At 70.7% G+C, this 20,413-nt stretch carries 18 protein-coding genes; 12 read left to right on the top strand and 6 right to left on the bottom strand.

Going from position 1 to position 20,413, the window contains the following annotated elements; translation table 11 throughout:
- Positions 1 to 224 precede the first annotated feature (224 nt).
- A complete protein-coding gene (locus tag E1202_RS26180) occupies positions 225 to 662 on the top strand; it encodes a cysteine dioxygenase (protein ID WP_132685824.1) in 438 nt (145 codons plus the stop codon).
- A 5-nt stretch (positions 663 to 667) separates the two neighbouring features.
- Here the strand turns inward: E1202_RS26180 and E1202_RS26175 are convergent, their stop codons facing one another.
- Positions 668 to 1,312 carry a pyridoxamine 5'-phosphate oxidase family protein gene (locus E1202_RS26175; RefSeq protein ID WP_207918928.1) on the bottom strand — a complete coding sequence of 215 codons (645 nt, stop codon included), beginning with the start codon at positions 1,310 to 1,312 and terminating at the stop codon, positions 668 to 670.
- Positions 1,313 to 1,371: 59 nt separating this feature from the next.
- On the opposite strand from E1202_RS26175, the gene pdxR reads away from it, so the two are divergent.
- Positions 1,372 to 2,787 carry a MocR-like pyridoxine biosynthesis transcription factor PdxR gene (pdxR, locus tag E1202_RS26170; protein ID WP_132685823.1) on the top strand — a complete coding sequence of 472 codons (1,416 nt, stop codon included), beginning with the start codon at positions 1,372 to 1,374 and terminating at the stop codon, positions 2,785 to 2,787.
- Positions 2,788 to 2,855: 68 nt separating this feature from the next.
- Positions 2,856 to 3,947: a D-alanine--D-alanine ligase family protein gene (locus tag E1202_RS26165; RefSeq protein WP_132685821.1), complete on the top strand. Its 1,092-nt coding sequence runs from the start codon at positions 2,856 to 2,858 to the stop codon at positions 3,945 to 3,947.
- A gap of 192 nt (positions 3,948 to 4,139) precedes the next feature.
- Here E1202_RS26165 and E1202_RS26160 read toward each other — a convergent pair whose 3' ends face one another.
- Positions 4,140 to 4,727 (bottom strand): DUF3515 domain-containing protein, encoded by a 588-nt coding sequence (locus tag E1202_RS26160; RefSeq protein ID WP_132685819.1) that lies wholly within the window; start codon positions 4,725 to 4,727, stop codon positions 4,140 to 4,142.
- 39 nt (positions 4,728 to 4,766) lie between these two features.
- Positions 4,767 to 5,000 carry an Lrp/AsnC ligand binding domain-containing protein gene (locus E1202_RS26155; RefSeq protein ID WP_132685817.1) on the bottom strand — a complete coding sequence of 78 codons (234 nt, stop codon included), beginning with the start codon at positions 4,998 to 5,000 and terminating at the stop codon, positions 4,767 to 4,769.
- A gap of 73 nt (positions 5,001 to 5,073) precedes the next feature.
- Between E1202_RS26155 and E1202_RS26150 the strand changes: the two genes are divergently transcribed.
- Positions 5,074 to 6,063 carry a thiamine-phosphate kinase gene (locus tag E1202_RS26150; protein WP_165943997.1) on the top strand — a complete coding sequence of 330 codons (990 nt, stop codon included), beginning with the start codon at positions 5,074 to 5,076 and terminating at the stop codon, positions 6,061 to 6,063.
- Between the two features lie 69 nt (positions 6,064 to 6,132).
- Here the strand turns inward: E1202_RS26150 and E1202_RS26145 are convergent, their stop codons facing one another.
- Positions 6,133 to 7,464, bottom strand: a complete 1,332-nt coding sequence (locus tag E1202_RS26145; protein WP_132685813.1) for an MFS transporter — start codon at positions 7,462 to 7,464, stop codon at positions 6,133 to 6,135.
- A gap of 359 nt (positions 7,465 to 7,823) precedes the next feature.
- On the opposite strand from E1202_RS26145, the gene E1202_RS26140 reads away from it, so the two are divergent.
- The gene (locus E1202_RS26140) at positions 7,824 to 8,498 is read left to right on the top strand and encodes a uracil-DNA glycosylase (protein ID WP_132685811.1); all 675 of its coding nucleotides are present in this window, start codon (positions 7,824 to 7,826) and stop codon (positions 8,496 to 8,498) included.
- A gap of 272 nt (positions 8,499 to 8,770) precedes the next feature.
- Here the strand turns inward: E1202_RS26140 and rpmB are convergent, their stop codons facing one another.
- Positions 8,771 to 8,962: a 50S ribosomal protein L28 gene (rpmB, locus tag E1202_RS26135; protein ID WP_132625373.1), complete on the bottom strand. Its 192-nt coding sequence runs from the start codon at positions 8,960 to 8,962 to the stop codon at positions 8,771 to 8,773.
- Between the two features lie 291 nt (positions 8,963 to 9,253).
- On the opposite strand from rpmB, the gene E1202_RS26130 reads away from it, so the two are divergent.
- From E1202_RS26130 to E1202_RS26100, 7 genes are all read left to right on the top strand, one after another.
- Complete coding sequence (locus tag E1202_RS26130) at positions 9,254 to 10,813, top strand: DAK2 domain-containing protein (protein ID WP_132685809.1); 1,560 nt, start codon at positions 9,254 to 9,256, stop codon at positions 10,811 to 10,813.
- Positions 10,814 to 10,904: 91 nt separating this feature from the next.
- Positions 10,905 to 11,252, top strand: coding sequence for a GntR family transcriptional regulator (locus tag E1202_RS26125; RefSeq protein ID WP_132685807.1), 348 nt, complete (start codon positions 10,905 to 10,907; stop codon positions 11,250 to 11,252).
- Positions 11,249 to 12,205, top strand: a complete 957-nt coding sequence (locus E1202_RS26120) for an SdpI family protein (RefSeq protein WP_132685805.1) — start codon at positions 11,249 to 11,251, stop codon at positions 12,203 to 12,205. Before E1202_RS26125 ends, E1202_RS26120 begins: the two co-directional genes overlap by 4 nt.
- A 106-nt stretch (positions 12,206 to 12,311) precedes the next feature.
- Complete coding sequence (locus E1202_RS26115; protein WP_132685803.1) at positions 12,312 to 12,770, top strand: hypothetical protein; 459 nt, start codon at positions 12,312 to 12,314, stop codon at positions 12,768 to 12,770.
- A gap of 39 nt (positions 12,771 to 12,809) precedes the next feature.
- Entirely contained in the window at positions 12,810 to 15,041 is a 2,232-nt protein-coding gene (gene recG / locus E1202_RS26110; RefSeq protein WP_132685801.1) for an ATP-dependent DNA helicase RecG, read from the top strand.
- Positions 15,042 to 15,383: 342 nt separating this feature from the next.
- Complete coding sequence (locus tag E1202_RS26105) at positions 15,384 to 18,761, top strand: pyruvate carboxylase (protein ID WP_132685799.1); 3,378 nt, start codon at positions 15,384 to 15,386, stop codon at positions 18,759 to 18,761.
- Between the two features lie 231 nt (positions 18,762 to 18,992).
- The gene (locus E1202_RS26100) at positions 18,993 to 19,514 is read left to right on the top strand and encodes a hypothetical protein (RefSeq protein WP_132685797.1); all 522 of its coding nucleotides are present in this window, start codon (positions 18,993 to 18,995) and stop codon (positions 19,512 to 19,514) included.
- Here E1202_RS26100 and E1202_RS26095 read toward each other — a convergent pair.
- Entirely contained in the window at positions 19,508 to 20,410 is a 903-nt protein-coding gene (locus E1202_RS26095) for a dihydrodipicolinate synthase family protein (protein ID WP_132685795.1), read from the bottom strand. The genes E1202_RS26100 and E1202_RS26095 overlap by 7 nt on opposite strands.
- Positions 20,411 to 20,413: the final 3 nt, after the last annotated feature.

Below are 20,413 nucleotides of genomic sequence, written 5' to 3'. Positions count from 1 at the left end.
GGGAAAGGGCGGTGGTTGACGGCGGGATGGGGGACTGGTTGAGTGCGTGGCGTGTTGAAGCGCGCGTTCATCGGCCGACGGGGTCACATCGACCTGCACCGCGTCGCCAGCGCGCTCTGTTCGTGTTCTTCGTGTTGATCGATCTCATCCGCTTCCCGGGTTGATCGCGGCGTCCTCGCGCGCCTGCGTCCCGGGGTTCGCTCACGATCTCCGAAGGACTTCACGTGTTCGCCGTTCCGCCCAACACCCTTGCCGCGCCCGCTGACCTGAGCATCGCGCACCCGGCCCGCGTCGCCCGGGAGTTCGCCGCCGACCGCGAATCCTGGGCGCACCTGCTGCGCTACGACGCCGATGAGCGCTGGGCCGGGCTGCTCGCCCGCACCGACGCCTACGAGGCGTGGTTGCTGAGCTGGCTGCCCGGCCAGCACACCGATCTGCACGACCACGGCGGCGCCACCGGTGCTTTCACCGTCGTGCAGGGGAATCTGACCGAACGGGTCGCCAGGCCGGGCAACTCCGAGGTGCTGCACTCGCTGACCACCGGCCAGTCCCGGGTCTTCGGCCCGAACTACGCCCACCAGGTCAGCAACCTCGGCGTCGACCCGGCGGTGACCATCCACGTCTACCGCCCGCAGCGGGCGAACCGCACGATCCGCGGCTGATCCGCTCAGGACCGCCGCAGAACGTGCTCGGGCACGGGCAGTTCCGCGATCAGGTCCGCTGAAGGCACCGGCGTGCCCCAGCTCTGATGCAGCGGGAGCACCCCGGCCCACGCCTCGTGCGCCGCGACGTCCTCGGCGTCGTCGCCCGGATCGCCGGTGCGGACCTTCACCGCGGCCTCGGTGAGGTCCAGCGCCAGGACGGCGGTGGCGGCGAGCTCCTTCCTGTTGGGCCGGCGCGCGTGATCCCACGATCCCGGCGCGAGCTGCTCGGTGATCACCCGCAGCCCTTCCCAGCGCTCGGCGGGGTCCTCGACGTGCCGGATGCGTCCGTGGATCACCGCCGACCGGTAGTTGATCGAGTGGTGCATCATCGAGCGCGAGTAGACGACGCCGTCCACGTGGGTCACCGACACGCACACCTCGCCGGCTTCTCGGAGGCTGCGCGCCCCGGTCGATCCGTGCAGGTAGAGCGTGTCGCCGCGACGCCCGTAGCCGGTGGGCAGCACGCGCGGCGAACCGTCGACGACCACCGCCAGGTGGCAGACCAGCCCGGCGTCGAGGGTCGCGTGGAGCTCGGCGCGGTCGGTGCGCGCCCGCTTGGCACCTCGGCGGATGGTGGACCGTTCGGTGGGGGAGAGCTGCGAAGTCACGACCCCAGCCTCGCCTGACAAGTGGCATCATCGAAGTGCCAATCAGGGAGAATTCCGAAATGCCACATGACGTGCCCGCGGCCAGCTCACCGCTGCTGGAACTGGCCATCGACCTGCACCGGGACGGCGATCTGCCGCTCGCGGTGCAACTGGCCGACGCGTTGCGGCACGCGGCCACCATCGGCCAGCTGCGCGGCGGCGACCGGTTGCCCTCGACGCGCGCGCTGGCCCGGCACCTGGCCGTCAGCCGCACCGTGACCGCCGCCGCCTACGAGCAGCTGCACGCCGAGGGCTGGATCGTCGGGCGGCGCGGCTCGGGCACCTACGTCACCACCAGCCCGCCTGGCGCGCGCAGCGACGCCGTGCCGCCACCGGTGCTGCAGCACCGGCACGCCGAACGCCCGATGATCGTCCTGGTGCCCGGGGTCCCGTGGGCCGACGGCATCGACCGCGCCACCTGGCGACGGGCGTGGCGCGCCGCCGCCGACACCGCACCCGACCTGCGCCCGCAGCGGGCCGGACTGCTCAGCTACCGCGAGGCGGTCGTGGAACACCTGCTGCGGCACCGGGGTCTGGTCGTCGGCGGGTGGACGCCGGAGAACGTGCTGGCCACCGGCGGCACCAGCACCGCGCTCGGTGAACTCGCCGCCGCCGTGCTGCCGCGCGGGGGGAAGGTCGCCGTCGAGGAACCCGGTTACCAGCGCGCGGTCGGCGCGCTGAAGACCGCCGGCATCGAGGTCGTGCCCGCACCGGTCGACGACTCCGGGCTCGTGGTCGACGACGTCCCGAGCGACGTGGCGGCCGTCTACTGCTCACCGGCGCACCAGTTCCCGATCGGTGGGAGGCTCCCGGCCGAACGACGCATCGCGCTCATCGAACGCGCCCGCTCCGAGGGCTGGCTGATCGTCGAGGACGACTACGACGGCGAACTCCGCTACGACGTCGCGCCGCTGCCGGTGCTGGCCTCGATGGCCCCGGACGTCGTCGTGCACCTGGGCACCACCAGCAAGATCCTCACCCCGACGCTCGGGGTCGGATGGATGCTGGCCGCCGAGAAGATCACCACCGCCGTGCAGCGGCACCGCGAGCGCATCGGCGCCGGCCCGGCCGCCGCCGGGCAGCGCGTGCTGGTGGAACTCGCCCGCCACGGAGACCTCGGCAGGCACCTGCGCCGGTTGCGGCGGGAGCTGTCGCAGCGCCGCGCGATCGTCGTCGAACACCTCGCCGCCGGAGGGGTGAGCGTCTTCGGCGACCGCGCGGGCGCCCACGTCGTGCTGCCGCTGCCGGACGCCGAGACCGAGCAGCGCGTCGTCGACGAAGCGGCGGAGCGAGGAATCGTCCTCGACGGGCTGCGACGGCACCACGACGGTCCGCAGCGGTGGCACGGACTCGCCCTCGGCTACGCCGCCTGCACCCGCGATGAGCTGGAAGCCGCGCTGCCCGTCGTGGCGAGGTTGTGCCGGACCGGCGCGTGACCGCATCGTGTCGCAGGCGGTAGGGCTTCGTAGAACGACGCGTCCTCGCGCGAGGTATGGTCCGGCGCATGACTTCGCGCAAGACCCGGGTGGCCGTCGTCTTCGGCGGGCGCAGCACCGAGCACGGCATCTCCTGCGTGTCCGGCGGTAGCGTGCTCGCCCACCTGGACCAGGACCGTTTCGAGATCGTGCCGGTCGGCATCACCCAGGAAGGCGCCTGGGTGCTCGGCACCGACGACCCGAAGCAGCTGGAGATCCGGGACCGCAAGGAACCCCAGGTCGTCTCCGGCACCGCGCTGACCCTGCCGGGCGACCCGACCCGCCAGGAACTGGTGCTGCTCGAACCGGGGAAGGGCGGCGAGGTCCTCTCGGGCGTCGACGTCGTCTTCCCGGTGCTGCACGGCGCCTTCGGCGAGGACGGCACCATCCAGGGACTGCTGGAGATGGCCGACGTGCCCTACGTGGGTCCGGGCGTGCTCTCCAGCGCGGTGTCGATGGACAAGGAGTACACCAAGAAGCTGCTCGCGGCCGAAGGCATCGAGGTCGGCACCTACGAGGTGCTGCGCCGGGGCCAGGAGGCGCTGACCGAGGCGCAGCGCGACCGGCTCACCCTGCCGGTGTTCGTCAAGCCCGCGCGCGCCGGTTCGTCGCTGGGCATCACCAAGGTCACCGACTGGGCCGACCTGGACGAGGCGATCGCCGAAGCCCGCCGCACCGACCCGAAGGTCATCATCGAGACCGGTGTGGTCGGGCGCGAGATCGAGTGCGGAGTCCTGGAGTTCCCCGACGGCCGCGTCGAGGCGTCGCAGCCCGCCGAGCTGCGTGTCACCGGTGAGAGTGATTGGTACGACTACGAGTCGAAGTACCTCGACGACGTCACCGAGTTCGACCTTCCCGCCAAGATCAGCGACGAGCACACCGCCGAGCTGCGCGACATGGCGGTGCGCGCCTTCGCCGCACTGGAGTGCCAGGGGCTCGCCCGCGTCGACTTCTTCCTGTCCGACGGGGGAAAGCTGGTCATCAACGAGGTCAACACGATGCCGGGCTTCACCCCGATCTCGCTGTACCCGCGGATGTGGGCGCACAGCGGCATCGACTACCCGGCGCTGCTGACCACGCTGGTCGACACGGCGCTGGCGCGCGGCACCGGCTTGCGCTGAACCAACGCGAGAAGGCCGTCCTCCACTTCGGTGGGGGACGGCCTTCTCGCGTCTTGAGCTAATCCCCGATTTCCACTGAGATCGCGTCACCACCCGGGGGTCAGGTCCCGGACTTCCACTGAGATCCGGTTCCCGGTGCGCGGAGTCCGCGGAGGCGCTCAGGTTCTGCCGCCCGCACCGGCGGGCGAGCTCCTACGGGAAGACCGGTTGCTTGGGGAGCTTCCCGCCGACCAGCTTCGACAGGTCCTGCAGCGGGCCCGTTCCGATGTCGGCCGGGGCGCTCAGCGCCACGTAGACCGGCCGGTCCACGGCCAGCCACGAGGAATCGCCGCCCTGGTTGATCTCCAGCCAGCTGACCCCGGAGACGTCCATCAGCTGCGAGGTCGGGGTCAGCTCGGCGGGCGCGTCGATGCCGCAGCGCACGGTCACCGGGTCGTGCTCGGCGTCGCCCCAGGCGACGGTCGCCGCCGGTGCGGGCTGGGCCAGGGGCCTGCGCGGCACCTGGGCCCCACCGACCGACAGCTGCGCGGGCAGCGCGGACATCACCGCCGCGCACTCCGGGGACTGCGCCTCGGGTGCCGGGATCGGCGCCGCCGCCAGCGGACCCGTGCGCCGGGCGGCCTCGGCGGCCGCGGTCTCCTGCCGGAGCCGGTGCTCGCCGTACCAGCCGTAGACGCCGACACCGGCCACGCCCACGGCCAGCAGCACGCCGAGCGCGATCGCGATGATCAGAACCGGCTTGGGAACGCCGGAATCCTCGTGCTCAACCACGTCGCCCATCACAGCACCACGCCGTGACCCGGCCCGAACAGGGGTTCCTCAGAGGTGAACCACCGGACACGTCAGCGTGCGCGTGATGCCCTCGACGTTCTGGATCCTCGCGACGACCATCTTGCCGAGCAGGTCGACGTTCTCGGCCTCGGCGCGCACGATGACGTCGTAGGGACCGGTGACGTCCTCGGCGCTGATGACGCCTTCGGACCCTGCGATCTCGCCGGCGACGGCGGCTGCTTTGCCGACCTCTGTCTGGATGAGGATGTATGCCTGTACCACGGCGTGCCCCTTCGTCTAGCCCATGTGCTCGGGGTAGGAAACTGGCAGAAAGCTACCCCATCTGACCGAGCTGATGCTCAAGGAAGGAAGGTCCCAGTTGGGTCCTGACTCGTCCCAGGAACCACAGACCATTTCCCAGGTGGGTGAGTTCAATCTCATCGATCGAGTGACAGCTGGTCGTCATCAGTCGCCGGGCACGCTCCTCGGCCCGGGTGACGACGCCGCCGTGCTGGCCGCTCCCGACGGTCGCGTGGTCGCCAGCACCGATGTGCTGGTGGAACAGGTCCACTTCCGCTTCGACTGGTCCACACCGCACCAGGTGGGCCGCAAAGCGGTCGCGGTGAACCTCTCCGACATCAACGCCATGGGCGCGGTGCCCACGGGTCTGCTGGTCGGTCTCGGCTGCCCGCCCGACACGCCCGCGTCCGTGGTCGACGAGCTCGCCGACGGACTGTGGGAAGAGGCGCAGCAGGCCGGGATCGGGATCGTCGGCGGTGACATGGTGTCCTCGCCGTCGTTGACGATCTCCATCACAGCCCTCGGCGACCTGCAGGGCCGCGAACCCGTCACCCGTTCCGGCGCGCGTCCGGGCGATGTCGTCGCGGTGGCGGGCCGGCTCGGCTGGTCGGCCGCCGGGTTAGCCGTCCTGGGGCGCGGGTTCCGCTCCCCGGTCGCCGTCGTCGGCGCGCACCGCGTGCCCGAACCGCCCTACGGCGCCGGACCGCAGGCCGCGGTCGCCGGTGCCACGTCCATGGTGGACACCTCCGACGGTCTGCTGGCCGACCTGGGGCACATCGCCACCGCCTCGAAGGTGGCCGTCGACCTCCGCCTGGAGCAGGTCGAGGTCCCGCAGCGGCTCACCGAGGTCGCCTCCGCCCTCGGGGCCGACGCCCGCCACTGGGTGCTCACCGGTGGCGAGGACCAGGCCCTGATCGCGACCTTCCCCGCCAACCGCCCGCTGCCGCCGGGCTTCCGCGAGATCGGCGTGGTCGCCGAAGGTTCGGGCGTGACCATCGACGGCAAGGACTACGAAGGCCCGACCGGCTGGGAGCACTGGCGGTAGGAGCGCACGAAGGAGGACGCCCCCCGGATGAACCAGGGGGCGTCCTCGAATGTGGTGGGTTCGGCGCAGTCAGCTCGCCGGTGCCGCTGCGGGGGCGTCCTGCATCAGCGGCTTCCTCGCGGTCTCCTTCATGAGCAGGATCGGCACCAGGGCGATCAGTGCCGCGCCCATCAGGTAGAAGGCGGGGAAGTAGCTGTTGCCGGTGTTGGTCACGACGGCGTCGTTGACCAGTGGCGCAGTGCCACCGAAGACGGCAGTGGAGATGTTATAGCCGACCGAGAACGCCGCGTAGCGGACCTTGGTCGGGAACATCGCCGGCAGCGTCGCGGCCAGCGGCCCGATCAGCTGCACGTGACCGACGGCCAGCAGCGCCAGACCGAGGACGGTGGTCAGCACCGTTCCCTGGCCGATCAGCCAGAACGCGGGGACCGGCAGCACCAGGAAGCAGATGGCCGCCGAGATGAACAGTGGTTTCCGGCCGATGCGGTCCGACAGCGCGCCGATGGGCGTGATGATGCACATCATGAACGCGACCGTCAGCAGCAGCGGGATCAGCACCTGGTGCTCCTGCCCGTCGGGCACGTTGAGCGTGTCCGAGAGGTAGGTCTCCATGTAGGTCAGGATCGTGTAGTTGGCGACGTTGATCAGGATCACGATGCCCATGAGGATCAGCAGCTGGCGCCACCACTCGCGGATGAGGTCCCGCAGCGGGGACTTGGCGACCTGGTGGGTGTTCTCCAGCTGCTTGAACGCCGGGGTGTCCTCCAGCCTGGACCGCAGGTACAGACCGACGCCGCCGAGCGGACCGGCGATCAGGAACGGAATGCGCCAGCCCCACGTCTCCATGGACGTGCTGTCCAGCGTGAGGATCAGGATGGTCGGCACCAGCGCGCCGAGTCCGAATCCGACGAGCGTGCCGAATTCGAGCCAACTGCCCCAGAAGCCGCGCTTGCGGTCGGGGGCGTACTCGGCGATGTAGGTCGCCGCGCCTCCGTATTCGCCACCGGTGGAGAAGCCCTGCAGCAACCGGCACAGCAGCAGCAGCATCGGTGCGAAGATGCCGATGGCGCCGTAGGTCGGCAGCAGGCCGATGACGAATGTCGAGCCCGACATCAGCAGAATCGTCACCGCGAGGACCTTCTGCCTGCCGATCCGGTCGCCGAGCGGGCCGAAGAACAGGCTGCCCAGCGGGCGGAACAGGAAGGAGATGGCGAAGACGCCGAACGCGGAGATGGTCTCCCACGGGCCGGGGAAGAACTGGTGACCGACATATGCGGCCACGTACGCGTAGACGCCGAAGTCGTACCACTCCGTGCAGTTACCGATTGCGGCTGCGCCGACCGCTCGACGCAGCAACGACTTCTGCTCGGCCTCTGATTCGGCGGTTTCCTGAGAAGTCATGAGATGCGGCCCACCTCCGGGTGTTGTCTCCACGGCCGTGGTCGTTTTGGAACTTCGCCAGAACCTAGCCGAGTGGCCAGGGGGAGGCCACCAAAAGCGCGACATCGAGCATTCCCACGTTATTTGCTTTATGGGCCACCGCACGTTCGAAGTGCCGAAAACCGCTCCCGCAGTGTCACTGATTTGACGAGTTCGTTTCCGCGATGACGGGCGAAAATGGCTCTTTCGGAGTAGTTCCGATTACGCATGTGGGCAAGGTCGCGATCACCGTTACGTCATCGGTATGTGACGTGTGCCACTGAGGGGTGGTTGTGGGGTTGTGCGTGAGGCCGCCGATGTCGATCGCTAATCTGCTCGGCATGGCAGCACGTCCCCTGCACGAAACCGTCGAAGCCGGCTGGGCGGAGGCGCTCGCGCCGGTCGCGGATCAGATCGCGTCGATGGGCGCCTTCCTGCGTTCCGAGGTCGCCGAAGGCCGCACCTACCTGCCGGCGCCGGAGAACGTGCTGCGCGCCTTCCAGCAGCCGTTCCACGACGTGCGCGTGCTCATCGTCGGCCAGGACCCGTACCCGACGCCCGGTCATCCGGTGGGGCTGAGCTTCTCGGTCGCCCAGGGTGTGGCGCCGCCGCGCAGCCTGGTCAACATCTTCCGCGAGTACAGCGAGGACCTCGGTCACCCGAAGCCCTCCAGCGGCGACCTCACGCCGTGGACCGAACGCGGCGTCCTGCTGCTCAACCGCGCCCTCACGGTCAGCCCCGGCAAGCCCGGCTCGCACCGCGGCAAGGGCTGGGAGCAGGTCACCGCGCAGGCGATCAAGGCCCTGGCCGCTCGCGACGAGCCGCTGGTGGCGATCCTGTGGGGACGAGACGCCCGCGACCTGCGGCCGCTCATGCCCGGCGTGGAGTGCGTCGAGTCGCCCCACCCGAGCCCGATGTCGGCCGACCGCGGGTTCTTCGGCTCGAAGCCCTTCAGCCGAGCCAACGAGGTCTTGCAGCGCAAGGGCTGGGACCCGATCGACTGGAAGCTGCCGTAGCTTCTTGAACTTGCAGTGGTCTTGTTGCAGCGGTGCGGGTGGCGGAACCTCAGAGCCTTCTGGCTCCGGGATCCGAGACTGATGTGCCGATACACGGCGCTTCGGCTGTCCTCCCCAGAAGACGTCTGAGAACCCGCGGCGGTGCCGGTTGCTCTGGTGGGGCACAGATGAAGCGCCTGCCGACGCTTGCCTGACGTGCTCGTCTCCTGGTCCTGAACAGCAGAAAGCCCCGAGGTACTGCCACCTCGGGGCTCCTAGCTAAGAACACATCCTCAGCCGCGGGCGACCTTGCCTGCCTTCATGCAGGAGGTGCACACGTTCATGCGCTTGCGCTGGGACAGACCGATCTTGGCGTGCACGGTCTGAATGTTCGGGTTCCACCGGCGCTTGGTCTTCCGGTGGGAGTGCGAGACCGAGTTGCCGAAGCCTGGTCCCTTGCCACAGACGTCGCAGACGGCAGCCACGTCAGACACCCCTTACTTTGCTTGACGGTTACAGCGATGAGAGCTCCGCTGTCGTGCCACACCGAATCGGAGAGGCATTTCGGGAGCGCTTCCTGCTCACCGCCGTGCGGCGGACTGAGCCCGGAGAACCCGGTTGCCCGGGGTCATCGCCACCCTGGGACCCGATGAGTCTAGCCCACGGCCACCGGCTGCTCCCGAGCCGGGGGCCGATGTGCGGCGGAGCACCGTGACGGCGCCGCCTGCGGATAGTCTCGGCTGCGACCGATCCTAACGTGCGTGGGAGGTTCCCGGGTGTTGCGGACGCTGAACGCGGCGACTGCCCGCCGCTGGGCGGACCTGGCCATGTCGGCGCTGTCGGCCGAGCGCGAGGCGATCGACCGGATCAACGTCTACCCGGTCGCCGACGGCGACACCGGGACGAACCTGCTGCAGACCGTGCGCGCGGCGGTGCGCACCCTCGACGAGACCGCCCCGGACACCCTCGGCGGCGTGTTCGCCGCGCTGGCCAAAGGCGCCCTCGGCGGCGCCTGCGGGAACTCCGGGATGCTGTTGTCGCAGGCCATCAGGGGTGTGGCCGAGGAGCTGCGGGATGCCGAGACCGCGGACGGGGTGGCGTGGCGGGAGGCCCTGCGGCGGGCCGACGAGCTGGCCTGGCAGGCCGTCGCCGAGCCGCAGGAGGGAACCGTGCTGTCGGTGCTGCGCGCCGCCGCCCGCGGTGCTCAGGACTCCGACGACCTCGCCGACGTGGTGCGCTCCTCGACGCGGGCGGCGATCGACGCGCTGGCCGCGACCCCCGCGCAGCTGCCGGTGCTCTCGGAAGCGGGCGTCGTCGACGCGGGCGGGCGAGGTCTGGTGATCCTGCTCGACGCGCTGCACGCGGTGGTCGTCGACGGCGAGTGGCTGGCCCCGAACTCGCCGGTGCCCGCCGAGTCGGACCTGCTGGAGCACGAGTCGAGCTTCGACTACGAGGTCATGTACCTGCTGGCCGACACCGACGCGGAGCGGGCGGAGTCGCTGCGCGGGCGGCTGGGAGGGCTGGGCGACTGCGTGTCGGTCGTCGGTGACGGCGCCGACGCCTGGGCGGTGCACGTGCACTGCGACGACATCGGGGGAGTGATCGAGGCGGGCGTGGAGACCGGCCGGGTGCACCGGATCAAGGTGACGCGCTTCGCCGACCAGCAGGCCGCCTACGCCCGCGACGTGGCGGTGCTGGCGTGCGTGCCGGGGGACGTGCTCGGCGAGGTCTTCGCCGCCGAAGGTGCCGACGTGCTGGTCACCGGCTCGATCCCGGTCCCGGCGGAGCTGCGGGAGGCGATCGTCGGCACCGGAGCCGCTCACGTGGTCGTGCTGCCCAACGACCTGGACACGGCCCTGGTCGTGGAGCGAGCGGTGGCAGGCCGGTCCGGTGAGGGACCGGAGGTCGTGGTGGTGCCGACGGCGTCGCCGGTGCAGGGGCTGGCCGCGCTGGCGGTGCACGATCCGCACCGCCGCCGCGCCGACGACCAGGTCGCGATGGCCGAGGCCTCTGCGGCGACCCGTCGGGGTGAGCTCTACGTCGCCGACGCCGAAGCGCTGACCTGGGTCGGCCGGTGCCGTCCCGGCGACATCCTCGGCCTGATCGACGGGGAGGTCGTGCTCATCGGCGAAGACCTGACCACCACCGCGCGGGAGCTGCTGACCCGGATGCTCACCGCCGGCGGCGAGCTGTTCACCGCGCTCATCGGCGACAACACCCCGCCCGAGCTGCCCGGGGAGCTGTCGGCTCACCTGCGTCGCGCCCACCCCGAGGTGGAGATGGCCAGCTACCCGGCGGGCGCCTTGGACTCGCTGCTGCTGATCGGCATCGAGTAGTTCCGCACTGCCTGAGGGGGGCCTCCTGGTTCCCCTGATTCGTCGTGCCCGGTTCCGAGATGAATCGGATGGTGCTAGTTTCATTGGCACCATGTTGCTCACGTTGGACATCGAGGACGGGCGGCCGCTGCACGAGCAGGCCGCCGATGCGATCCGGCGCGCCATCGCCGACGGGGAGGTCGAGCCGGGTGACCGGCTGCCGCCCGCCCGCGACCTGGCCGACGCGATGAGCATCAACGCCAACACCGTGCTGCGCGCGCTGCGCGAACTGCGCGCCGAGGGGCTGCTGGAGTTCCGCCGCGGCCGAGGGGTGACCGTGCTGCGGCGTCCCGACCCGGAGACGGGGCTGCGCGCCCAGGTGCGGGACCTGGTGGCCGAGGCGCGGCGCCGGGGCTTCACCACCGCCGACCTGGTGCGGTGGATCGAGGAGGAATCGTGAACCACCGCAAGGCATTCCTGGTCCTGTCGATCGCGTGGACGGTGCTGGTGACCGCCGCGCTGGTCTTGCCGATGATCCTGCTGCGCGGACGGCTCCCGGACCCGATCGCCACCCACTTCAGCGGCGCCGGCGTGCCCGACGGATCCACGTCCCTGGCGACGTTCCCGCTGGTCGTGCTGCCGGGGTGGGTGCTGTTCGCGGTGTTCGCGGTCGTCGCGGGAGCGATGGGCGAACGCCGGGTGCACCGGGCGGGTTCGGCGGCGGTCCTGGGTGCGGTGGCCGCCTTCTTCGGGGGCATCACGGCCTCGACGCTGTGGACGAACCTCGACCACACCGCCTGGCAGGACGCCCGCTTGCCGATGTGGCACGTGCTCCCGGTGCTGGTGGGGGCGGCGGTGGCGGGCTTCGCCGGCTGGCTGGTCGGCAACCGAGGGCCTGACGAGCCCGGAGCCGAAACCGGCGAGACCGAGGGCGCCGCCGGGCTCGACCTCGAACCTGGACGCCGAGCGGTGTGGATCTCCTCGGTGTCCAGCCGGGTCCTCGTGGTCGTCGGAGCCGCCGGGGTGCTGGTGGGCGTCGGGATGCTCGTCCTGACCGGCTGGCAGGTCGCGCTGCCCGCGCTTCTCGGGGGAATCGTCGTGTCAGCGCTGTCGACGGTGCGGATCCGCGTCGACGAGCAGGGCGTGCGCGCCGCGTTCGGCCCGCAGCGCTTCCCGGTTCGCCGGATCCGGCTGGAGCAGATCAGCAGCGCGCGAGTCGCCCGCCACCGCGCCCTGGAGGTCGGCGGCTGGGGCTATCGGGTCCTTCCCGCCACCACCGCGATCATGCTGCGCGGCGGCGAATGCCTGGTGCTGCGCCTGAACTCCGGGCGCGACTTCGTCATCAGCGTGGACAAGCCCGATCGCGGGGCGGATCTGGTCAACGCGCTGCTCGCCGAGCGCTCGGCGATGTGAGCGGGGGAACCTCCCCGTCACGCCCGCGCGTCGTCCCGGGTGGTCGGCGGTGCTCACCGGCGGTGCCGCTAACCTCGAAGCGAGTCAAGTGACGCGGGAGACAGCAGTGCGCATCCGGAGCCGGTACGTGTGGTTGATCGCCGGCTGGACGCTGTCCGTGGCCGTGCTGATGGTCGCCGTGCCCATGCTGGTGGGCGCGCGGCTGCCCGAACCCATCGCCGTGGAGTGGACCTCCACCGGATCACCCGAGAGTTCGAGCTCGCTGCGCGATTTCCTGGTCGGCAAGCTGGTGTGGTGGCTGGTGGTCGCCGCGGTGTGGAGCGCGCTGCTGCTGCGCGGGGTGCTGCGCGAGCGCGCCACCGCGCTGGCCGCGGCCGTGATGGCGGTGTTCGGCTGGGTGATGCTGGGGACCGTCGTGCTGACCACGATGGCCAACCTGGACGCGCCGGACTTCCGCGACGCCACCGAGCTGTCCGGCGAGGGCTGGCTGCTGCTCGGCGCGCTGCCGGTGGCGTGGGTCGGCTGGCGGGTCGGCGGCCGGGAAACCGTCGGTGCCGCCGAGTAGCTTGCGGTGCCATCCGAGTACGCAGGCGGAGGACTTGCAGTGACCACATTGGACGCGAAGCTCGACCGGTTGTTGGGTGCCAAGACCGGCAAGGCGCTCGAGTCTGCGCTGGGACTGGTCACCGTCGGCGATCTGCTGCGGCACTACCCGCGCCGCTACGCCGAGCGCGGAGAGCTGACCGCGATCGCCGGGCTGGAGCTCGGCGAGCACGCGACCGTGCTGGCCAAGGTCGAGCGGGTCACCAAGCGCACGATGAAGTCCCGTCGCGGCACGATCGTCGAGGCCCGCATCACCGACGGGCACCGGTCGCTGTCGTGCACGTTCTTCAACCAGGCGTGGCGCGAGCGGGAGCTGATCCCCGGCAAGCGCGGCATGTTCGCGGGCAAGGTCACCGCCTTCCGCGAACAGCTCCAGCTCGCGCATCCCGAGTACCAGCTGTTCGACTCGGAGGCCACCGACGTCGGCGCCGTCGCCGAGGAGTTCGCGAGCGCGCTGCTGCCGGTCTACCCGTCGGCGCAGGGGTTGCCGTCGTGGTCGATCGCGCGCTGCGTGAAGCAGGTGCTGGACGTGTGGGACGGCACCGACGACCCGCTGCCCACCGAGCTGCGCGAGCGCCTGGGCATGTCGGTGCTGGAGGAGGCGCTGCGCAAGATCCACCTGCCGCAGAACTTCGGTGAGGTCGCCGCGGCGCAGGACCGGCTCAAGTGGGACGAGGCGCTGGCCGTGCAGCTCACGCTGGCGCAGCGGCGCAGCAACACCAAGTCGCATCCGGCGCCGGTGTGCGAGCGCCGCGACGACGGGGTGCGGGTGGCCTTCGACGAGCGGATGCCGTTCGAGCTGACCAAGGGTCAGCAGGAGATCGGCGAGCAGATCGCCACCGACCTCGGCACCGAGCACCCGATGAACCGCCTGGTCCAGGGCGAGGTGGGCAGCGGCAAGACGGTGGTCGCGCTGCGCGCGATGCTGCAGGTGGTCGACGCCGGGCGGCAGGCGGCGATGCTCGCGCCCACCGAGGTCCTGGCCGCGCAGCACGCGCGTTCGCTGCGCGAACTGCTCGGCGACCTGGCCATGGCCGGGGAGCTGGGCGGGGCGGAGAACGCGACGCGGGTGACGCTGCTGACCGGTTCGCTCAACACCGCGCAGCGGCGCAAGGCGATGCTGGAGGCGGCCTCCGGTGAGGCGGGGATCGTCGTCGGCACGCACGCGTTGATCCAGGACAAGGTGTCCTTCGCCGATCTCGGGCTGGTGGTGGTCGACGAGCAGCACCGCTTCGGCGTCGAGCAGCGCGATGCCCTGCGCGCCCGCGCGGGCGAGGAGACCGCGCCGCACGTGCTGGTGATGACGGCGACGCCGATCCCGCGCACGGTGGCGATGACGGTTTACGGCGATCTGGAGACCTCGGCGCTGCGCGAGCTCCCGCAGGGTCGTTCCCCGATCAGCACCAGCGTGGTGCCGGTGGCGGAGAAGCCCGCGTGGCTGGACCGGGCGTGGGCGCGCATCCACGAGGAGGTCGCCGCCGGGCACCAGGTGTACGTGGTGTGCCCGCGCATCGGTGACGACGAGGAGAGCACGGGCAAGGGCAAGAAGTCGAAGAAGTCCACTGTGGATGACGGTGATGGCGAGGAGCCGCCGCCGGACGACGGTGGTGAGCAGCGGCGCCCGCCGGTCGCGGTGATCGACGTCGCCGAGCAGCTGGCGGCCGGGCCGCTGTCGGGTCTGCGGCTGGGGATCCTGCACGGCAGGCTGGCCGCCGACGACAAGGACGCGGTGATGCGCGCCTTCGCCGCGGGCGAGCTGGACGTGCTGGTGGCGACCACGGTGATCGAGGTCGGCGTCAACGTTCCCAACGCGACGGTCATGGTGATCATGGATGCGGACCGGTTCGGCGTCTCGCAGCTGCACCAGCTGCGCGGCCGGGTCGGCCGGGGTAGCGCGCCGGGTCTGTGCCTGCTGGTCACCGAGGCCATGGGCGGCACCACGACGCGCGAGCGGCTGGACGCGGTCGCCTCCACCACCGACGGTTTCGAGCTGGCGCGGCTGGACCTGGAGCTGCGCCGGGAGGGCGACGTCCTGGGAGCGGCGCAGTCGGGTCGCAAGTCCGGGCTGAAGATGTTGTCGTTGTTGCGCGACGAGGACGTGATCGCTCAGGCGCGCGAGGAGGCGGACCGCTTCGTCGCCGCGGATCCGGCGCTGCGGGAGCACCCGGGGTTGGCCCGGATGGTCGCCGAGGTCGTCGACGAGGAGCGCGCGGAGTACCTCGAAAAGTCGTGATCGTCTTCCGGTAGGACGTGAATTTCCCGGATGCTGGGCACCTTTGGCCCGAACCGACCGGGCAAATGCGACACGGCCCCCGGCCGGTTCGGACCCGAACCGCCCCATGGCGTCGCCCGGATGGCCGCGAGGTGACCTCCAGGCTTCGAATAGACGATCGAAAGTTCTGCGGACGGAAAGAAGTCATGATTTTCTTCCCGCTACAGCTTGTGCGCGTCACGCGTTTGGGCTGGTCATGAGGGGTGTCGAGGTCTTCGTCACCTGACAGGTTCTCCCGTTAAGGGGAATTTTCGCGGTAGTGTCACTCACACCGACCGACGCCTGTTATCCGAGGGAGCCGGCATGTTCCGCAAGGTGCTCGTCGCCAACCGCGGCGAGATCGCGATTCGCGCTTTTCGCGCCGCCTACGAGCTGGGAGCGGGGACCGTCGCGGTCTTCCCGCACGAAGATCGCAACTCGCTGCACCGCCTGAAAGCCGATGAGTCGTACGAGATCGGCGAACCCGGCCACCCGGTCCGGGCCTACCTGTCCGTCGACGAGATCATCCAGGCCGCGCGCCAGGCGGGAGCCGACGCGGTCTACCCGGGCTACGGCTTCCTCTCCGAGAACCCAGAGCTGGCGGGTGCGTGCCGCGAAGCGGGCATCACGTTCGTGGGCCCGCGCCAGGAGATCCTGGAGATGACCGGCAACAAGGCCACCGCCGTGGCCGCCGCGCGCGAAGCCGGCGTGCCGGTGCTGGACTCCTCGTCCCCGTCCCAGGACATCGACGAGCTGCTGGCCGCCTCCGAGCAGATGACCTTCCCGGTCTTCGTCAAGGCCGTCGCCGGTGGTGGCGGTCGCGGCATGCGCCGCGTCGACGACCCCTCCGGGCTGCGCGAGGCGCTCGAAGCCGCCATGCGCGAAGCCGAGTCCGCCTTCGGCGACCCGACGGTGTTCCTGGAGCAGGCCGTGGTCAACCCGCGGCACATCGAGGTCCAGATCCTCGCCGACAGCCACGGCAACGTCGTGCACCTCTTCGAGCGCGACTGCTCGGTGCAGCGACGCCACCAGAAGGTCATCGAGATCGCCCCGGCCCCGAACCTCGACCCGCAGCTGCGGGAGCGGATCTGCGCCGACGCGGTCGCCTTCGCCCGCAAGATCGGCTACGTCAACGCCGGAACCGTCGAGTTCCTCGTCGACGAGCGCGGCAACCACGTGTTCATCGAGATGAACCCGCGCATCCAGGTCGAGCACACGGTCACCGAAGAGGTCACCGACGCCGACCTGGTCCAGTCGCAGCTGCGCATCGCCGGTGGCGCGTCGCTGGAGGACCTGGGCATGACCCAGGACACGATCCAGCTGCGCGGTGCCGCCCTGCAGTGCCGCATCACCACCGAGGACCCGGCCAACGGGTTCCGCCCCGACACCGGCATGATCAGCGCCTACCGCTCGCCGGGCGGCGCGGGCATCCGCCTCGACGGCGGCACCGCCTTCGCCGGCACCAGCATCAGCGCGCACTTCGACTCGATGCTGGTCAAGCTCTCGTGCCGGGGTCGCGACTTCCAGACCGCGGTGGGCCGCGCCCGCCGCGCGCTCGCCGAGTTCCGGATCCGCGGTGTCTCCACGAACATCCCGTTCCTGCAGGCGGTGCTCGACGACGACGACTTCGCCGAAGGCCGCGTCACCACCTCGTTCATCGACGAGCGCCCGCAGCTGCTCACCGCCCGGCACTCCGCCGACCGCGGCACCCGGCTGCTCAACTACCTCGCCGACGTCACCGTCAACCGGCCCAACGGGGAGCGCCCGAGCGCGGCCGACCCGAGCTTCAAGCTCCCCGAGATCGACCTGACGGCCACCCCGCTGCCCGGGTCGAAGCAGAAGCTCACCGAGCTCGGCCCGGAGGGCTTCGCGCGCTGGATGCGCGAGGCCAACAACGTCGGCGTCACCGACACCACCTTCCGCGACGCCCACCAGTCGCTGCTGGCCACCCGGGTGCGCAGCAAGGACCTGCTGGCCGTCGCGCCGCACGTGGCGCGGATGACTACGGACCTGCTGTCGGTGGAGTGCTGGGGCGGCGCCACCTACGACGTCGCGCTGCGGTTCCTCGCCGAGGACCCGTGGGAGCGGCTGGCCAAGCTCCGCGAGGCCATCCCCAACATCTGCCTGCAGATGCTGCTGCGCGGCCGCAACACCGTCGGCTACACGCCGTACCCGACGCAGGTGACCGAGCACTTCGTGCAGGAGGCCACCGACACCGGCATCGACATCTTCCGGATCTTCGACGCGCTCAACGACGTCGAGCAGATGCGCCCGGCCATCGAAGCCGTGCGCAACACCGGCAAGTCCGTCGCCGAGGTGGCGCTGTGCTACACCGCCGATCTGTCCAATCCGGACGAGAAGCTGTACACACTGGACTACTACCTCCGGCTCGCCGAGCAGATCGTCGAGGCGGGCGCGCACGTGCTGGCGATCAAGGACATGGCAGGCCTGCTGCGCGCGCCGGCCGCGGCGAAGCTGGTCTCCGCGCTGCGCAACGAGTTCGGCCTCCCGGTCCACCTGCACACCCACGACACCGCGGGCGGGCAGCTGGCCACCTACATGGCCGCCATCCAGTCCGGTGTGGACGCCGTGGACGCGGCGACCGCGTCGATGGCCGGAACCACCTCGCAGCCCGCGCTGTCGTCGCTGGTCGCCGCGACCGACTACACCGAGCGCACCACCGGCCTGGACCTGCAGTCGGTGTGCGACCTGGAGCCCTACTGGGAGTCGGTCCGCAAGATCTACCAGCCCTTCGAGGCGGGTCTGGCCTCCCCGACCGGCCGCGTGTACTCCCACGAGATCCCCGGCGGTCAGCTGTCCAACCTGCGCACCCAGGCGGTCGCGCTCGGTCTCGGCGACAAGTTCGAGGAGATCGAGGCCATGTACGCCGCGGCCGACCGGATCCTCGGCCGGCTGGTCAAGGTCACCCCGTCCTCCAAGGTCGTCGGTGACCTCGCCCTGCACCTGGTGGGTGCGGGCGTCGACCCGGCCGACTTCGAGGCCGAGCCGCGCAAGTTCGACATCCCCGACTCGGTGATCGGCTTCCTGCAGGGCGAGCTGGGCGACCCGCCGGCCGGCTGGCCGGAGCCGTTCCGGACGCGCGCGCTGGAAGGCCGCACCACCACCCGCAAGATCGCCGAACTGTCCGCCGACGATCGCGACGGGCTGGTCAACGACCGGCGCAACACGCTCAACCGGTTGATGTTCGCCAAGCCCACCAAGGAGTTCCAGGACCACCGCGACGCCTACGGCGACACCTCGCTGCTGCGCAGCAAGGACTTCTTCTACGGCCTCAAGCCGGGGGAGGAGTACTCGGTGGACCTGGAGCCCGGTGTGCGGCTGCTCATCGGGCTGGAGGCGATCAGCGAACCGGACGAGCGCGGCATGCGCACCGTGATGGCGGTGCTCAACGGGCAGCTGCGTCCCATCCAGGTGCGCGACCGCTCGGTGGCCAGCGACCTGCCGGTCGCGGAGAAGGCCGATCGCTCCAACCCGGGTCACGTCCCCGCCCCGTTCGCCGGTGTGGTGACCCTCGCGGTCGCCGAAGGTGACGCCGTCGAGTCGGGCCAGACGGTCGCGACGATCGAGGCGATGAAGATGGAGGCCGCCATCACCGCCCCGCAGAGCGGTCAGGTCAAGCGCCTCGCCATCGGCGCGGTGCAGCAGGTCGAGGGTGGAGACCTCATCATCGAACTCGGCTGACCCCTTCAGCGCCGGACCCCTGGAACGGGCCGCTTCCCTCACGGGAGGCGGCCCGCTTCGTGCGCGGCCTCCGAATTTCGCGCGGAATCGGAAGGGTCCAGGGCGCGCCGGGCCTGCGGGTGGAGGCCCTTCATCCGATGCGGTGAATGCGGGGATGTGCGGCAACTGGATCGTGTTGAGCCTCCGTGTCTTCGGCAGCGGACTACGACGCGATCGAGACAGGGGGACGTCATGCGCAAGCGGGTCATGGCGAGCGCGTGGGCGCTCGTGACCGCCGGGCTGATCGCCGCGGGCGGTGCGGCCACCGCCGACGTGCAGCAGGTCGACTGGCACAACGCCGAATTCGAGGTCCCGCAGGTGGGATCCTGCCCGAGTCAGGCGGTTTCGTTCACCGACGGAGCCGGTGAGGCCGGAGACCGGGTCTACCGCTTCACCCCGGACGAGCCGATCGGCTACGCCGACGTCACCGGCGAAGGGGTCGAGGACGCCCTGATCCTGATCGAGTGCGGGCCGCGGGACGCCGAGTACTCCCGGGCGCTGATCGGCATGACCACGGACCCGGGCGGTACCGCGCCGCGCACGCTGGGCACCGTCGTCAGCCCGCCGGTGTGGACCCAGGTGCCGGAGGAGTTCCAGGTGTTCCACCACGACATCGCCGTGTGGATCACCGACTACGACACCGGTCAGGGCCACACCGAGCACTACCGCTGGGCCTCCTCGGCCCAGGCGTTCGTCCGGATCGACGGTCAGTAACCGGCCTCCGACCAGGACTTCAGGATGCCGGTGACCTGTTCGCGCTGCTGCGAGGACAGGCCACCGGCCGGTGGCCGGACCCCTGCGCCGCACAGCCCCTGCTGAGCCAGGGCCTCCTTGACCACCGCCACGTTGCAGGCGGTGGCGTCCTCGGCCCGCATCTTCTCGAACGGGGCGATCAGCGACCACAACCGCCGGATCTCGGCCTGGTCTCCGCTGCGCAGGGCCAACAGGTAGTCCAGCGAGAGCCTCGGTGCGACGTTGACGCCGCCCGAGGTGAAACCGGCCGCGCCCAGCGGCCAGAACGACGGCGCCCACCGCTCCGCGAGCCCGCACGACCAGGCCACCCGGTCGGCGCCGAGCGCCGCGCAGATCTCGCCGAAGCGCAGCGGATCGGCGACCGCGTACTTGATGCCGACCACGTTGGGGCACGCGTCGAACAGCGAGCCCAGCGCGTCGGCGCCGATGCGGGAATCCTTGACGTAGAGCACGAAACCGAGCCCTGGCGCGGACTGCGCGATCAGCCGGTTGTAGGCCGCCCACCCGGCCACCGACTGGTGCGGGTGCACCGGCTGGTGCAGCATCGCCAGCGGCGCGCCGAGCTGCTGCACCGCCACCGCCATGTCCTGGGCCGTGGCGATGTCGTAGCCGATGCCGGGCATCACCACCGAGTCTCCGGCGGCGGCCGCGGTGACCTCGTTGGCCCGCTGCCACTCCTGTCGGGACAGCGCGTAGAACTCGCTGGTGTTGCCGTTGGGCGTGATCACGTGGACCCCGGCCGCACCCATCCGCGCCACGATCGCCTCGTAGCCGGACCAGTCGGGTGCGCCCGTGCCGTCGAACGGGGTCACGGTGATCGCGGTGACCCCGCGCAGCGCGTCGACGCTGGTGGACATCCT

Source organism: Saccharopolyspora karakumensis (assembly GCF_004349225.1).
Taxonomy (GTDB): Bacteria; Actinomycetota; Actinomycetes; order Mycobacteriales; family Pseudonocardiaceae; genus Saccharopolyspora; species Saccharopolyspora endophytica.
This window is presented reverse-complemented; position numbering and strand designations above follow the sequence as displayed.